Raw genomic sequence first — 15,941 nt, 5'->3', positions numbered from 1 at the left:
ATGACTGACAAGAAAACAAAAGAAGGTATAAAAAGATACGATAAATACATTGTTGCCATAGGTGCATCGGCCGGTGGACTGGAAGCCATTCATGAGTTTTTTGATCATATGCCTGCCAATGCAAGCTTTTCTTTCGTGGTGATCCAGCATTTATCATCCGATTACAAAAGCCTGCTGGTAGAACTGGTGGGCAAACATACACACATGAAAGTGTTTGAGGCGGCCAATGATATGACTATCCAGCAGGATTGTGTTTACATTATCCCGAACAATAAGCTGATGACGATGAGTCATGGCCGTTTAAGATTGGCAGAAAAATCACTTGTAAAAGCGCCAAATACCGCGATTGACCACTTTCTTTATACCCTGGCAAAAGATAAAAAAGAAAAAGCCATTGCCATTATTCTTTCCGGTACAGGTACGGATGGCACCAAAGGTATTCAGGCCATCAAAGAAAACGGCGGCATGGTCATCGTTCAGGATCCGGCTACAGCCAAATTTGATGGCATGCCCAATAGTGCCATTGCTTCAGGAAACGCAGATTTTATCCTCCCTCCTCCTGAAATGAGCCATGAGTTGTTTATTTATGTGAATGAAGAACCGGTAAAAGTGCTGGAGAACGGCAAAATAAATGAGCCGCTATTGGAAGAGGTTTTTAAAATTGTTCATCTTCAAAGCGGCAATGATTTCAATTTGTACAAAACCCCAACCATCATCCGTAGAATTGGGCGAAGAATGAATGAAAACGGCATTAAATCCCTGGATGATTATGTTGAATTTTTAAAAACAAATAAACGTGAACCCGGCATCCTGGCACAGGATTTCCTGATTGGTGTCACCAAATTTTTCAGGGATGATAAAGCTTTTGAAGCCTTTGGCGAACAGTTGGAGCAGGTGGTTAGCAGCAAGCAAAATGGCGATAACATTAAAATCTGGGTTTGTGCCTGCAGTACCGGTCAGGAAGCCTATTCTGTAGCCATCCTGGCCAATGAATATGTAGAAAAATCAGGAAAAAAAATAGACATTAAAATTTTCGCGACTGATATTGACGAAAAGAGCATAGAAATTGCCGCTAAAAACCAATATCCTGAAAGTATAAAAAAGGAAATTCCCAAACCGTATTTTAAAAAGTATTTTGTTCAGGATGGCGTTTTTTATAATGTACTCCCCGCCATACGGAAAATGGTGGTTTTTGCCAAACATGATGTCATAAAATCGCCGCCATTTATCAAAAATGATATGGTAACCTGCCGGAACATGCTGATTTATATGAATAATGTGCTTCAGGAAAAAATACTCTCCGTATTCCACTTTTCGCTGGTAAAAGGGGGCTATTTGTTTTTAGGTTCAAGTGAAACAGCTTCATCCTTAAAAGATGGTTTTACTGAAATACCAGGCAAATGGAAAATTTACGAAAAAACAGGAAGCATCAATTATGCCAGTTATAATACTTATAATACGGGTGCCAGGTCTCAGCTGGTAAAAGATAAAAAGAAAACAGTTGCCGCAGATTTTGTAATAAGTCCAATTGAGAAGAGTTTTAGTAACTTCTTAACAAAAGACCTGGGTTATGCTGGTATATATGTCGATAAATCCTATATCATGCAGGATGCCATTGGCGATTACCGCAAATATCTTTCCCTGCCCGAAGAAAAAATAGAATTAAACGTGCTGAAAATGGTACCAAAAGCGGTATCTATTATGCTGAATTCGGCACTTCGCAAAGCCTGGAAAAACCAGGAGGCTACACATTTAAAAAGAGTTTATTTTAACACAAAAGATCAGGCAACTTATTTAAACATTTCGGTGCAGCCTCCCGAGCAGGACAGCGGAATAGGTTTCACGCTGATTATTTTTGGGGAAAGTACCGTAGAAACCATCCAGGAAAAGGATGATATGGGCATGTTTGAGATCCATGATGGCAATCAGAATGAATATATTTTTGAGCTTGAGGCCGAACTGAATGAAACCAGGAGCAATCTTCAGCTGGCGGTAGAAGAAATGGAAACCACCAATGAGGAACTCCAGTCTACCAACGAAGAGTTGCTTTCTGCCAATGAAGAACTGCAATCCAGTAATGAGGAGCTACAATCACTGAATGAAGAGCTGCACACGCTGAATACCGAACACCAGCTTAAAATAAAAGATCTGGTAGATTTGAATGACGACCTTGACAACTATTTCAGAAGTACGGATATCGGGCAGATTTTTGTTGACGCCGGCATGTTTATCAGAAAGTTTAATGGTGCAGCCATTAGTATGGTCAACCTCATTGAAGCAGATATTGGCCGGTCTATAGAACACATTTCCAATAATATTAAGGCACAAAACCTCAACGCCGATATACAGCAGGTATTAAATAACGGGCACATTATTGAAAAGGAAGTGCAAATCCGCAACGGGCAGAGCTGTTTGATGCGCATTATGCCTTACATCAGGAAAGACAGGAAAACCGATGGTGTGGTGATTACCTTTGTAGATATTTCTAAATTAACAGAGTTAAATAACATCATCAGCGGGGTATTTAATGCCAGCTTAAACGGCGTTCTGGCTTTCAAAGCGGTCAGGAATAAACAACATTTTATCACCGATTTTGAATGCATTTCTTTTAATGAAGCCGCACTCCGCATCCTGAAAAAGACCCATGAATCGCTGGATAAATCCAAACTCACAGACGGCTTGCCTGAACTCTCGGGCAGCAACCTCATGGAGAAATATATTGAAGTGGTTGAAAAAGGAAATACCTTCCAGATCCAATTCAGGTTAAATGATCACCTTTGGATTGAATTGGTGGCGGTTAAAATGTCTGATGGCTTTGCAGCAACCGTAACCGATATTACCAAACAAAAAGTTGCAGAAGAAAAACTGAAAAAAAACTATAATGAATTGCTTGGTACCCGCGAAAACCTGAAGCATTTAAATGCAGCACTGGAGCAAAAGGTACAGGAGCGAACCATGCGCTTATCAGAAAGCGAAACCCGGTTTAACCTGGTTGCACAGGCCACCAACGATACCATCTGGGATTGGAACCTGGCCGATAATACCATGTGGCGGAGCCAGAATTTCACTACCATGTTTGGTTATGAGAATATACCTGATAACCAGAACATTTCTTTCTATTTCGAAATCGTCCATCCTGACGACAGGCAGAGGGTGAAAAAAAGCGTTTACGATGCCATTAATCAGGGCAGTGAGCAATGGACTTCCCAATACCGTTTAAAAAAGGCCGATGGCAGCTTTGCGACCATTTTAGACAGGGGAAGTATTCTGCTCGACGAAAACCAGGTACCTTACCGCATGGTAGGCTCCATACTCGACATTTCGGTGCTGGCAGATACTGAAACAAAACTCAGTTCAACGGAGCGTAAATTCAGGAAAATATTTGATTCCAATGTAATCGGAATGATGTTCTCCAATGTTGATTCCGGTAAAATTGAAACAGCCAACCGAAGCTTTTTAGAAATGCTGGGGTATACACCTGAAGATTTTGAACAAGGCAATATCAACTGGAGAAAACTTACTCCGGATGAGTTTATGCCCATCAGTAATATTTCTGCCGAATTGTTAAAATCAAAAGGTTTTTGTCCCCCATTTGAAAAACAATATTACACTAAAAGCGGTAAAAAGCTAGATGTACTGATAGGTTCTGCCATCCTGGATGATGAAAACAGGAGTGATGCGGTAACCTATATCATCGACATCAGCAAGCAGAAACACAATGAAAAGAGGCGGAATGAACTTCAGCACCTGATCAGAAAACAGCAGGATGAATTTTACAGCATTTTCAAGAAGGCGCCGGCATTGATCAGTATCCGCAGGGGCAGCAACCTCTTGTTCGAATTTGTAAATGAGTCTTTTGCGAAATTTGATGGTGGCGATCATTATGTTGGTGAAACCATGAGAGCCGATTCTTTATTCGCCAATCCGGAACTTAAAGCCATGGAACAGCAGGTAATGAAAACGGGTAAAACTTTTCTGGCCAATTCCTATTTACTCCAGCTAAAGGATAAGGAAACAGGACAAATAACAGACAGCTGGTTCGACCTGATCCTGAATCCTGTATTTTCTGCAGATGGCCTGATTGATGGAATTTCTTTCTTTGGTTTTGAAGTAACTGATTTAATGATCGCTCAGCGTGCCACCAGGGCACTGATGAATAAGAAAGATGAATTTATGAGCATTGCCAGCCATGAATTAAAAACACCAATTACCAGCATTAAAGGCTATCTTCAATTTGCCATGAAAATGGCCAGGGAAGAAAAATTTGGTCATACGTTGGAGTTTGTAAGCAAGGCTAACCGCCAAATCGGGAAACTGACCCGGTTAGTTGATGATTTACTGGATGTAACTAAAATCCAGGCAGGAAAACTCACTTTTACCATTTCTAACTTTAATGTGGAAGAGATTATTGCCGAGGCAGTTGATGGCGTGCAGGGAAATCTGGGCAAACAGAAAATCATAAAAGATGTAGATGACGTACCCATTTCTGCTGATAAAAACAGGATAGAACAGGTGATTTCCAATTTCCTTTCCAATGCATTAAAATATTCGCCTGAAGGAAAAGAGATCAGAATTTCGGCAAAATCAAATGGCAAAACCCTCAGACTGGCTGTTAAAGACCAGGGTATTGGCATTCCGAAAGATAAGGCCGAATTAATTTTCGACCGCTTTTTCAGGGTGGATGAATCGTCTAACCATTTCTCCGGACTTGGCCTCGGGCTTTACATTTCAGCACAGATTATAGAACGGCACCATGGCAAAATAGGTGTAAACAGTGATATCAATACCGGGTCTGAATTTTGGTTTGAAATCCCATTGGTTCAGCCAACCTAAAATACATGGTTAGTGATTGTTATCACAAGCAATCACTAATCATTTACTGCATAAAACAGGCCATATGGCTGAAATGAAGATAAAATATTTAATTTACAAATCAATCCGGGGCAATTGCTGTTATTCAGATGAAGGGTTTTATTAACCTTTCATTACAAAGCCGGACCATCCAAATTTTCAGCATGCTTCAATACAAAAATATACCTACCCTTTTCTTATACACAACCACCTCAGTTGTAATTGTTGAGTGCTGATAATGGATATTTTAAGCAAGAACCCTGGTTTGACAGCAAAGTTTGAAAAAACAGATCTGGCAGAAAAAACAGCAACAATTAAAACGTGGAATTCTGAATTAAGATTAGACCGTAGCGGCTGGTTACTTATCGCCTTTTTTGGTTTGCTGAAATTCTGTATTCACTTAACTGGTATTTCCAACTATGGCCTTCATGCGGATGAGCTTTATTACATCTCGCTCAGTGAGCACTTTGCCTGGGGATTTTTAGACATTTCGCCTTTTGTAACCTGGATGGCAAAAGTATCTTCTACCCTATTTGGTACTGCTGTGATGGCATGGAGAATCATCCCCTGCCTGTTCAGTGCATTAACCGTGATGCTTACCGGTTTAATGGCGCACCATCTGGGTGGCAGAAAACTGGGCATTACCATTGCCTGCTCTGCCATCATTTGTTCACCTGCATTTTTAGCCACTTCATATCTTTTACAACCAGTTGTGTTTGATGAATTTTTCTGGACACTTCTGGCCTTTTCGGCATTAAGGTTTCAGCAAACACAAAAACCAATCTTCCTGTATCTGACAGCCCTCGCCTTAGGATTGGGGATGTTAAACAAATATACCATTGCCATGTACCTGGCAGCCATGATATTGGGCTGGTTTATAACTGGCAAACGCCATATAAAAATCAATTGGCATAGCGTAGCAAGTTCCTTTCTTCTTTTTTTCCTCCTCATCATCCCCAACCTGATCTGGCAATGGGCATATGGTTTTCCCATTTTCGGATATTTGAATATTGTAGGAAGCAAAGCATTTTCAATTGATATTTCCGACTATCTTTTCCAGCTTTTTTTCTTTCATGGTGCCGGTGTTGCCGTATGGACAGCTGGTTTTTGCTTCCTCCTCATGAAACAAATCAGAGATAAACTTAATCTCACCTGGCCAGTCACTTTCATCATTCTTGTAATTTCACTGGCTTTGCTAAAAGGAAAATTATATTATGGTTTGGGTATGTTCCCCATTCTTTTTGCTGCCGGAGGTTGCTGCTGGGAAATGCTTTTCCGAATGCGGATATTTCCAAAATACATATTTGTAGCTTCTCTTTATCTTTTTGGCTTACTGAGCCTACCACTGGTTATTCCGGTTTTGCCGGTGGATGTATGCCGAAATTACATTAAAAAAATGGTAACCTATACCAACTTTTCCAGACCAATGGTTTGGGAAGATGGCACAAGCGGATCGATTCCGCAATTTTTTGCAGATATGTCTGGTTGGCAAACACTTTCCGGTGAAATTGACAGCGCATCGCTTAAAAGTCTGAGTCAAAAACCCAATGCCATACTTACAAACAATTATGCGATAGCAGGTGCATTAAAGTATTATTCAAAATTTTTAAGTCCACGTGTAATTTCTGCCAATAATAGTTTTATGCTGGAGTCGCCGGGTAGTCTGCCATCCGGCACTATCCTCTATTTAAGCCGTGACCGGCAGGAGCTTGTGGTGAAAATGGCCCGCCACGTTTCCCTTTACAAACAATTAAAAATGGAAAATTCGCATTTGAAAGGCATCAATATCTATATCCTTTATGATGTGAATGAGTTGTTTAGAAAAAAATACGCATCAGACCGGAAGCAATTTTTCCACCCGGTGGAAGTTATGTATCCTGATAAAATTTCTACCCAACTCAGCAGGTTTTGAAGAGGCAGAACCCTTATTTCCTGTAGCAGATACTTCATTTGCGCCTTGCATACCTAATGATGCTATTTACGGATTTCCATAAAATTAAATCATCTTTCAGCTGTAAATTTATTCCAACCTACAATACACAGCTATCAGTATTGTAGGTTTAAAAAATTGCCGCTAACTTATCACCTTTAATTTACTTAACATACTAAAACGACGCTCTATTTTGAAATTAATTATCCTGATGGTGTTAAGCCTAACACTCTTTCACACCGCTCCCACTAAAAGTAAAGTAAAAGCTGTAGTTTCTACCTGCTATGGGTATGACCCTTGTACAGCATGTTCCAATTGCAGTGCATGTAAACGCTGTGGTGCCGGTGGTAGCTGTGGTGTATGTGCAGCTAAAACATCCGGGATAATGAATACCTTTTCAGCAGTTAATCGCGCTAAAAATAAAACCACCAATTATACCGGGCAATGTAAAGCCTTAACTAAAAAAAGAAGCCGCTGCAAAAGAAATGCAAATGGAACGGGTTATTGCTGGCAGCATGTTCAGTAGATTAAAACCTTCTTAATAATGTATTATATTTTACCTTCCTGATTTAACAACCTGGTTGGGTTTTCAAATTTTATAACATGTCTGCGCAATTTCTTCTATCAGGCGATTTAAATTTTTCATGATTAAACTATTTCTTTGTTGAAATCAATTTATTATCTTATATACCAGCCACCTATTTTATTCCTTACTCAAACGTTCAACTTCATCGTTTAATTCCTGATCCCAAATAAATTCTATATCGAAATTTCCAGTTGAAAATAATGTGAATATCGCTCGGTTCCATTTGTTATTTCCACCTTCTGTTCTACCAGCTACCTATTTTATTCTTTGCTCAAACGTTCAATTTCATCGTTTAGTTCCTGATCCCAAATAAATTCCATATCGATTTGCCTATTAAGAAAGAGCTGGCCTTCGCAGAATTTTTTATGTTGGTTATAACCTTTCCTTTCAAAGAAAACGATTATACACAAGGCCCTCTTTGAGGGTTTTTGTGTATAATTTAAATCTGGGATATTCTCTTATTTAGTGACTAAAATCCTTCAATAAGTTCTCGTTATTAATAAAATCTTTTATAAACGATTCAAGCGAATCTGCTATTTTATCTTTAAAATAATAAATTGCATTCTTGCCATTCTCATCTTTTTTATCAATGGCTAAATAAATGCCCTCGTTTACTTCGAAAAATAGTAATTTATCACTATGATATAGTTGGTCATATAATTCCAAATCAGGATCGAACTCGTAAAAATCTTCCTTGAGGTTTATTTGTGCAACCTGATTTGCGGCTGGAAACCTATCAAAACTGCTTTTATTTAGCTGCCAAAAAAACCGTATCCAATTTGGGTATAAAAATCTTTTAGTTCTTTTGGAAGCGAAAAACCTAATTTATCCTCGGAAATTGCAATATCTGACAAATTTTCTGAATATAATTTATGATCCAATGCACTATACTGATTGACATCAATTACTTTAAACTGTTCTAAAAATCTAAAATCACTCATCATGCTAATTTGTAAATTTTCATCTATTCATAGCCTCCGTGAAAAATGGTGTTTCCTGAATATTTCAAAGCTAAGAAAGTTTAATTTTTTAATAGAATATCATTCAACCATTCGGGTACCAAATCCTTATCTCTTGGGAAAACTTTCAAATCATCAATAAACTTATCGGGGCTGGGATCATATTTAAATTCGGGCTTTTCATCATAATCAAAATCTATGTTAAATTTTCCGTCGCTAGTTACAGTTATTATACATGTATACCAAGCTCCCTTATTAGGAGATAACTTGTATAATTCTTCGCGCAATTTTTTAATTTTTAACGTTACATCCTCGCCATTTTCTTCTGGATCAAAAGAAATTATTTCCCCATTTTTCTCATAAAATGATTTAACTGAAATCATTTTATTTATCGCATAAATGTTCAAGGTAAAATTATCCCAATCATCTGATGGGATATTAGAATTTGAAATTTGAATTATTTCGTTTATTAGATTATTTGTGATATCCATGAATTTTATTCCTTACTTAAACGCTCAATTTCATCGTTTAGTTCTTGATCCCAAATAAATTCCATATCGAATTTGCCTGTTGAAAATAATGTGAATATCGCTCGGTTCCATTTGTTGTTACCGCCTTCGGTTGTAATCTCATGAAGTTGGCTTAACCAATCAGTAACATCGTCATCGATGTTTTCAACTTCAATATCTTTTTTATTATTATCATTAACGTAATCACCAGTATACCCTACAACTCCCTCTCCAACAAATTCAAATTCCAAGCAAGCTTTATCCCAGTCATCATTAATTACGTTTAGGATTTCTTTGGCAATAGCCTCATAAATTTCATCAACTGTCATAATATTGCCTTAGGTTCTTGGTCAATGTAATTATATGTTTAGGACTAACTTTGTTAATATTAAATCTATTGGTCAGGTCAATTGCCATATCTTAGTCTTCCAAATTACTGATTAAGTCTTGATCAACTAAAAGAGCTTCAATGAAATCGTCAAAGGAATCAAAAATTTTCTTCTCAAAATAATAAATTGCATTTTTGCCATTAGTGCTATTTTTATCAATTGCTAAATATAATCCCTCATTCACTTCAAAAAAAAGCAGTTTATCTTCATTGTAGATATCATCATAAACCTCTAAGTTCGGATCGCTCTCATAGAAGTCTTTTTTTAAATTTATTTGGGCGATTTGTTGTGGGGATAATAATCTATCGAAGCTGTCTTTGTTCTGTTACCAGAAAAAACCATATCCAACTTTTTCAAAAAATACAGCAAGTTCTTGTGGTAAAGAAAAACCTAATTCTTCTTCCGCGATTCTAATATTTCTATTTTCTATTGGATAGAAAATATGATCCAGATTATTTTTATCTGACACACCGTTAACTCTAAAGGCGATTAAATTTGAGAAATTTAGCATCTTAATTAAAGTAATTTTATTTAAACAAAGATTTCGATGGGGCTCCTTTACCATGAATACCTCCTTGGTGTTCAGATAGAGATTTCACTGGATGAATATTCCACCATTTATCAGGACCTCCGTGAGTATTCTCTATGACTTGATGAGCATCATATTTATCTCCGATTTTTCTATATATCTCACCATTTTTATCAGGAACATTTTCGGTATAAGTTGGCCATTTTTTTCCAGTTTCCTGTTCCCATTGTTTTATAAGTTTATTTTTCAATTTACTGAATGCTATCCTTTTTTTTGCTGTTTCAGCTGGGCTAAGTTTTTTATAAACATTCTGCCGCAATGCATTTTTTAACTCTTGAACTTGCTTAGGATTAAGTTTTCTTCCAGTAACTTCTTCTAAATGTTTAATGTATTTCCTTATCAACTGTAAGTCAACATCCTTACTTGCAGATACCACCTCCCCAAGTGTCCTTGCCTTTTTAGCTTCTTCAGCTGCCTTGGTGGCTTCCAAAGCTTTTGTTGCGACATTGGCTTCTTTCCGCTATTTTACACGTCCAGCAATTCGCTAAACATCTCGGTTATGCTATCCTGATCAAAATGCTCCCGGTCGATCTCTCCATTTACTATCAATCTTAATATTAAAAGCACAAACCTTTGCTAGTTCTTTTAATATTGATCAAAAAAATTATTTATTTATCTAATCCAATAAACTCCAATTATTATTGCCCTTAGCAGGTGGGATAATATCTAATCCAAACGTTAAGCCCGGGTTATCATTTATTAGTTTTGCCTTGCATTTTAAAACCAGTTCATCTTCCTCTAGTGGAATAATAGTATTAGGCAATTGGTTAATTTCCAAGCGCATTAAGTCATGTTTAGACTCATAAGCAGCCAAACCCAATTGCTTTCTAATGACCAGCCAGGTAAGAATTTCTACAGGGAAAATAAAATAATCAGAACTTGAAAATTCAGGACTATATTCATTTCCATATTCGTCTGTGGTTACATCCTCATCAGATTGTTTAATATGAAAATCGCAGAGCTGATTAATCAAATTATCCAATAAATTGGCATCAGCAGTATTCCAACCATCTATTGCTGCCTGGTAAATACTCATATCTTCAGGATAGTGCAGTTTGCCTTTATCTAAGTCGATATCTTGCCATTTGCAAAACAAAGTTAAAATAAACCAGGGATGTTTTGCCTTGGCATTACCCCCGGTATAATGTTTGCTATAAAGCATTTTAATCAGAAAATTCCCATAGGCTTTAGCCTGATCTACCCAGTCCAAATACAGCAATTGTCCTAAATGCATAGTGCTGTATTGAAATAATACTGCAGAATGATAAGTTGGAGACGTACTGCCTAAAGCATAATGCCAATTATTCGCTTCTAAAGTAAGATTAGTATTCTTAGAAATTAAAACAAAATTTAATTCCTTTGTCTGTATATAATTATCTAAAAATTGCCACAAGTAAAAACTGGCAAGTCTTTCAAAATTCAACCCTACAGAACTTCTATGCTTTTTATCTTTTAAATATCCATCAAGGTCTTCCAATGGTTCTTCTAAAAAGAAATCTACTTTCTTTAATTGATGTGTTTTCTTTTTAATAGTGTAGGATATTGCTTTCTCTAAATTGTCCATATTTGTTATGCTATATTCTAAAATTAAGGTTTTAACCAGTCTCTTTTTTTAGTACCTAAAAGATTTTCATCTACATATACATCATGTTTTTCTACATCAATCGACTTACCTTCGTCCTTTGCCTGTTTTAATGCATTTTTGGCTTCTTTATAGCCTGTTGCATCGCCTCCTTCTTTCAAAATCATCAAGGGTTTATTTTAGCATTAAAATCAAAAGCACAAACGTTTGTCTGTGCTTTAATATTGATCAAAAATTACTTATTTTTCTATTCCAATAAACTCCAATTATTATTCCCCTTAGCAGGTGGGATGATATCTAATTCAAACGTTAAGCCCGGATTATCATTGGCTAATTTTGCCTTACATTTTAAAACCAGCTCATTTTCCTCGAAGGGAATAATAGTATCTGACAATTGATTAATTTCCAAACGCATTAACTCATGTTTAGGCGTATAAGCAGGCAAACCCAATTGCTTTCTTATGGCCAGCCACGTTAAAATTTCTACCGGAAAAATGAAATAATCAGAGCTTGAAAATTCAGGTCCATTTTCTCCTCCAAATTCATCCATACTAACATCCTCGTCAGAATTTTTAATGTGAAAATCGCAAAGCTGATTAATCAAATTATCCAATAAATTGGTATCAGCAGTATCCCAATTATCTATTGCATCTTGATAAACGCCCATATCTTCTGGATAATGCAGTTTGCTTTTATCTAAAACGATATTTTGCCATTTGCAAAACAATGTTATAATAAGCCAGGGATGTTTTGCCCAGGCATTACCCCCAGTATAATGTTTGCTGTAAAGCATTTTAATTAGGAAATTACCATATGCTTTGGACTGATCTATCCAACCCAAATACAGTAATTGGCCTAAATGCATAGTACTATAGTTAAAAAGGATAGCGAAATCATAGGTCGGAGCAATCATGCCTAATGAATACTCCCAATTGTTTGCCTCTATAGCATAATAGGTACTTAATAAAAGTACATCATGGTCTACATTTTTTGTATTAACATAATTATTTATGAATTGCCATATATATTGATTTGATAATCGTTCAAAATTTAGACCAACAGAACTATCATCTTTTTGATTATTGATATACTCGATCAATGCATTTTTACGATCTTGCAATTTTATATCATTATCTCTAAGTTGAAACTTCTTCTTCTTTTCTGTATATTTTAATGCGGCTTCTAATGTTTCCATATAATTTTATAATTAAGGTTTTAACCAATCTCTTTTTTCAGTACCTAAAAGATTTCCATTTTCATCTACATATACATCATGTTTTTCTACATCAATCGACTTACCTTCGTCCTTTGCCTGTTTTAATGCATTTTTGGCTTCTCGCGCTTCTCTAGAACTAACGCCATCAGTATATCCATCATCCTCGCGTGCTGCACGATTTAACCTATCGTTGGTATAATCTTCACCACCCATCGTTTTTTGATCGCCTTTTAACAACATCTCCTTTTTGGCACCATCTGCCCAGTAGCGTTCCTGTTGGGTGGTTTTTACATTTATCTTTTTCATTGCCACGGTTTCTGAATTCCGGGATAAAATGTCTACATCTTTACCAGATTTGTTCTGTATCATGTAAAATTTATCAAAAACCTCTGTTTCCAGTTTGGTATTTATCACTCTTTCTCCAAAATCACTAACGGCGTCTCTTCTTTAAAACAAAATAATTATATTAAGCTCCTAAAAGTAAAAGCTCCATTATGGAGCTTTTAAATATTTGTAATTTGATCATGAATATTCTTACGCTTTTGGCGCAGGTGTGGTTTCTAATATTTTCAAGAAATCAGAAAAAGACTCCGCAATGAAATAAGTATTTAATTCATCAGTAGATTCTTTAAAAAAATATGTATGATCATAATACCATATGCCATCATTCTCCCCATCAAATACCAGTAATAAAAAGCCTGACCCAATATCATTTCCTATTAAAAAAGATGACTCTGCTATATCGTCTCCGTACTCTTTATTAATCCTGACAATATCTGCGGCCTTATGTTTTGCATCTATGCCGAAAAAATAGCCCATTGGTATTGTTTGATTTATTTCTTTGACATAGAAAAATCCATTTTCAATATCAGCTCCATTGTTTTCAATTAAAAAATTCCTGTAATCAATGGGTAACTCAATTGAAAATTCATTTTCTAGAGAAGCTATGTTTTTTGCATCACCATTTTTATATTTAATCACTTCCATAATCTTTTTTTTTAAATATATTATTTTTTTCCAAAAGCCACTTTTTTTCCATTTGACACGCCACCTTGATGTGTAAATCTATCGTGTATAGTACGATCAACTTCCTGCATGGTTTTGCCATCTTCATGATGATGCCATACAGTTTCTTCTTTATCTAATTTAGGCGGTTTTTTGTTTGATAATCTTTCAGCATCTGAATAATCAGTGGTATAATTTCCTTTTTGTTCTCCTATATTGACAGATTGTCTTGAATGAGGGCCAAAATCTGGAGAGCCATTGATATAACGCACTTTATTTCCTTCCCAATCAATGTATCTCCAAGTTCCATCATCTAGCACCTCAATTTTCCCTCCTTTTCTAAACCATTTGGCAATATCTGGTGAATGCAATGGCTTCTTTAATTTTAAGATATCCTCCATAAGATTTGTAATGACCTTTGGTCTTACACCAACCTTAAAAATACCAGTCACCTTGCTTGCCAAAGCCTCCAGCTTCATAGCTTTTTGCAATTTAGCAATTGCAGCCGTAATTTCGGCTAGGCGGTCTGCGCCAATTACAAATTTACCTGCCGTGGTGATGCCTTTTACAGCTGCACCTGCACCTTTAGTGCCCACAACAGCTTCCAAAACCCCTTCGTAAACCTGTCCCACTACCTCGCTGCGTTCCTCGGTAGTGCCGTTTACCACCTTTTTATCCCAACCATCGGCTATGGCATCGCCGATCGCTTCATGCGTAGGTGCCAGATCAGTACCAAAAACCGAATCAAAATCTTTCAGCCGCTGTTCAGGAGTAGAAAATTGCCCTGTAGGAGACTGCGTGCCATAACCTACCACAGCGATACCCACCATTTTAGTCAGCCCTTTTGCCGTTTCTACAGGATGGCTTACCATTTGCACGAGGCCATTCCAGGTGCCTTTTAGGCCTGCTCTAAAGCCACGGCCTACACCTTGGGTAACATCCTCTCCGCCATCGGTAAACGCATCCAATATCGGACCAATTGGTGAGGTTAAGGCCGAACCCAATGCACCATCCAGCCAGGGGATGCCGTCCACACGGCTCTCTTTATCTCTCTCTAGATCGGCTTTTGCATCTTCAGTACTCTTAAAGATTTCGATGGTACCGCCTGCCTGGCATTTGCAATAGGACGAAAACAATAAGGGTGCCTGGCCCAATACTTTTTGTGCCCCATCATGTGCCTTAAGCCACTCAGGTGCCACTGGTATACAAGCACTTCCGGTAATGGAACACACGCCGAAACTTGGGATATTAACGATCGGAACATTATCAGTTACCGTAGCAATCTGGAGTTTACTCACTGCATGCTTCTTTGGTGTGGTTAAAAGGGGCAAAACGGTTGCACCCTTATCACACTTTAAAATTACCCCCTGAAAGGCATATAAATCATCCTTAGCCATTTGCTACCTCCTGACTGACTTCTTTAATGATAATTTGTTCTTCTTTGTACCAGCCACCAGCAATAATGGTTTCCAGATAGTGATCGGCATAAGTTAAATTTGTCACATTAAGAGCCTGGTTTGACCTAAAACGGTATTGCTCAGCAAAATCTACATTTAACTTACTGCCAATATTAAAATTATCATTCAACGTACTAAGCCAGGGGCTTAAGTTTTGTTTTTCATACTGCACTTCATCTAAACCACCTAGTCGTAACCAGGTTAGTGCTGTGCTATTATCATTTGCAGGCTTATACAGCCAACAGGCCTTGATGGGCAATATGGCCTCGTTGCCAAAGTAGCCGGGAATGTGGTAAGGTGATGCGATCTGATCAAATCCCGGTTTGCCGTTGTGCAGGTTAGCAGCCAGCATTGCATTGATCAATGTTTTGATGATTGGATTATGCGGGATGATTTTTTGTAAAAACTGCTGGTTAGATAGGTTTGCCCCAAAAAATCGCTTAAGATTACCCGCCTGCTTTTCGTCTTTAACGTGTTTTGAAATTTCTTTTTGCTTCTCTTTTAAAAATATCGATTGGCTTATGGGATATAGGGTGTCCAGTAACTGGCCTCGTTGATCAACATAAATCTCTATCCTTTTTATGCAATTAAAAAACAGGTAAATTTCAGGCAAACAGTTTAATTCCCAGTCGCATTGTACATTGTGCATCAAAATGCTCCATTTTTGTGCTCCCGCCCTTTCAGATTGTATTCCAATAGCAATATCGCCGGTTATATGATGTGATACATCACGATTGGCCAGCCAGTGTTTGTGGGTATAAACAAAGCTGAAATGTTGCTTATCGCTTCCAATAACATCAGGATAGGTTTCTTCTTCTATTACGGAGGCACTTTTTCCTGACCCAAAAAAATGATTTAACCAACCCAT

Annotated in this window: 15 protein-coding genes; 3 read left to right on the top strand and 12 right to left on the bottom strand. The window is 37.3% G+C overall.

The window, feature by feature from the left end; genetic code table 11:
- From OQX64_RS00850 to OQX64_RS00840, 3 genes are all read left to right on the top strand, one after another.
- Nucleotides 1-4,833 carry a chemotaxis protein CheB gene (locus tag OQX64_RS00850; protein ID WP_088300845.1) on the top strand — a complete coding sequence of 1,611 codons (4,833 nt, stop codon included), beginning with the start codon at nt 1-3 and terminating at the stop codon, nt 4,831-4,833.
- A gap of 256 nt (nt 4,834-5,089) precedes the next feature.
- Entirely contained in the window at nt 5,090-6,763 is a 1,674-nt protein-coding gene (locus OQX64_RS00845; protein ID WP_265817109.1) for an ArnT family glycosyltransferase, read from the top strand.
- Between the two features lie 211 nt (nt 6,764-6,974).
- Complete coding sequence (locus OQX64_RS00840) at nt 6,975-7,307, top strand: DUF5763 domain-containing protein (RefSeq protein WP_265817108.1); 333 nt, start codon at nt 6,975-6,977, stop codon at nt 7,305-7,307.
- A gap of 812 nt (nt 7,308-8,119) precedes the next feature.
- Here the strand turns inward: OQX64_RS00840 and OQX64_RS00835 are convergent.
- The 12 genes from OQX64_RS00835 to OQX64_RS00780 form a co-directional block, all read right to left on the bottom strand.
- Nucleotides 8,120-8,311: an SMI1/KNR4 family protein gene (locus tag OQX64_RS00835; protein ID WP_265817106.1), complete on the bottom strand. Its 192-nt coding sequence runs from the start codon at nt 8,309-8,311 to the stop codon at nt 8,120-8,122.
- A 77-nt stretch (nt 8,312-8,388) separates the two neighbouring features.
- Nucleotides 8,389-8,817 carry an immunity protein YezG family protein gene (locus tag OQX64_RS00830; protein ID WP_088300850.1) on the bottom strand — a complete coding sequence of 143 codons (429 nt, stop codon included), beginning with the start codon at nt 8,815-8,817 and terminating at the stop codon, nt 8,389-8,391.
- A gap of 5 nt (nt 8,818-8,822) precedes the next feature.
- The gene (locus OQX64_RS00825; RefSeq protein WP_088300851.1) at nt 8,823-9,164 is read right to left on the bottom strand and encodes an immunity protein YezG family protein; all 342 of its coding nucleotides are present in this window, start codon (nt 9,162-9,164) and stop codon (nt 8,823-8,825) included.
- A 385-nt stretch (nt 9,165-9,549) separates the two neighbouring features.
- Nucleotides 9,550-9,735: a hypothetical protein gene (locus OQX64_RS00820; protein ID WP_265817105.1), complete on the bottom strand. Its 186-nt coding sequence runs from the start codon at nt 9,733-9,735 to the stop codon at nt 9,550-9,552.
- Nucleotides 9,736-9,751: 16 nt separating this feature from the next.
- A complete protein-coding gene (locus OQX64_RS00815; RefSeq protein ID WP_265817103.1) occupies nt 9,752-10,243 on the bottom strand; it encodes a hypothetical protein in 492 nt (163 codons plus the stop codon).
- A gap of 186 nt (nt 10,244-10,429) precedes the next feature.
- The gene (locus OQX64_RS00810) at nt 10,430-11,377 is read right to left on the bottom strand and encodes a hypothetical protein (RefSeq protein WP_265817102.1); all 948 of its coding nucleotides are present in this window, start codon (nt 11,375-11,377) and stop codon (nt 10,430-10,432) included.
- Between the two features lie 23 nt (nt 11,378-11,400).
- On the bottom strand, nt 11,401-11,562 hold the full coding sequence (locus OQX64_RS00805) for a hypothetical protein (protein ID WP_265817100.1): 162 nt from the start codon (nt 11,560-11,562) through the stop codon (nt 11,401-11,403).
- Nucleotides 11,563-11,642: 80 nt separating this feature from the next.
- Nucleotides 11,643-12,590: a hypothetical protein gene (locus tag OQX64_RS00800; RefSeq protein WP_265817099.1), complete on the bottom strand. Its 948-nt coding sequence runs from the start codon at nt 12,588-12,590 to the stop codon at nt 11,643-11,645.
- 12 nt (nt 12,591-12,602) lie between these two features.
- The gene (locus tag OQX64_RS00795) at nt 12,603-12,980 is read right to left on the bottom strand and encodes a hypothetical protein (RefSeq protein WP_265817097.1); all 378 of its coding nucleotides are present in this window, start codon (nt 12,978-12,980) and stop codon (nt 12,603-12,605) included.
- Between the two features lie 165 nt (nt 12,981-13,145).
- Nucleotides 13,146-13,598: an SMI1/KNR4 family protein gene (locus tag OQX64_RS00790; RefSeq protein ID WP_265817096.1), complete on the bottom strand. Its 453-nt coding sequence runs from the start codon at nt 13,596-13,598 to the stop codon at nt 13,146-13,148.
- A 20-nt stretch (nt 13,599-13,618) separates the two neighbouring features.
- Nucleotides 13,619-15,013, bottom strand: coding sequence for a PAAR-like protein (locus OQX64_RS00785; RefSeq protein WP_265817094.1), 1,395 nt, complete (start codon nt 15,011-15,013; stop codon nt 13,619-13,621).
- The gene (locus tag OQX64_RS00780) at nt 15,006-15,941 is read right to left on the bottom strand and encodes a hypothetical protein (RefSeq protein ID WP_265817092.1); all 936 of its coding nucleotides are present in this window, start codon (nt 15,939-15,941) and stop codon (nt 15,006-15,008) included. The genes OQX64_RS00785 and OQX64_RS00780 overlap by 8 nt, the downstream gene beginning before the upstream one ends.

Source organism: Pedobacter sp. GR22-10, assembly GCF_026239715.1.
Classification (GTDB): Bacteria; Bacteroidota; Bacteroidia; order Sphingobacteriales; family Sphingobacteriaceae; genus Pedobacter.
The sequence above is the reverse complement of the archived record's forward strand: the minus strand, read 5'-3'. Positions and strand labels throughout refer to the sequence as shown.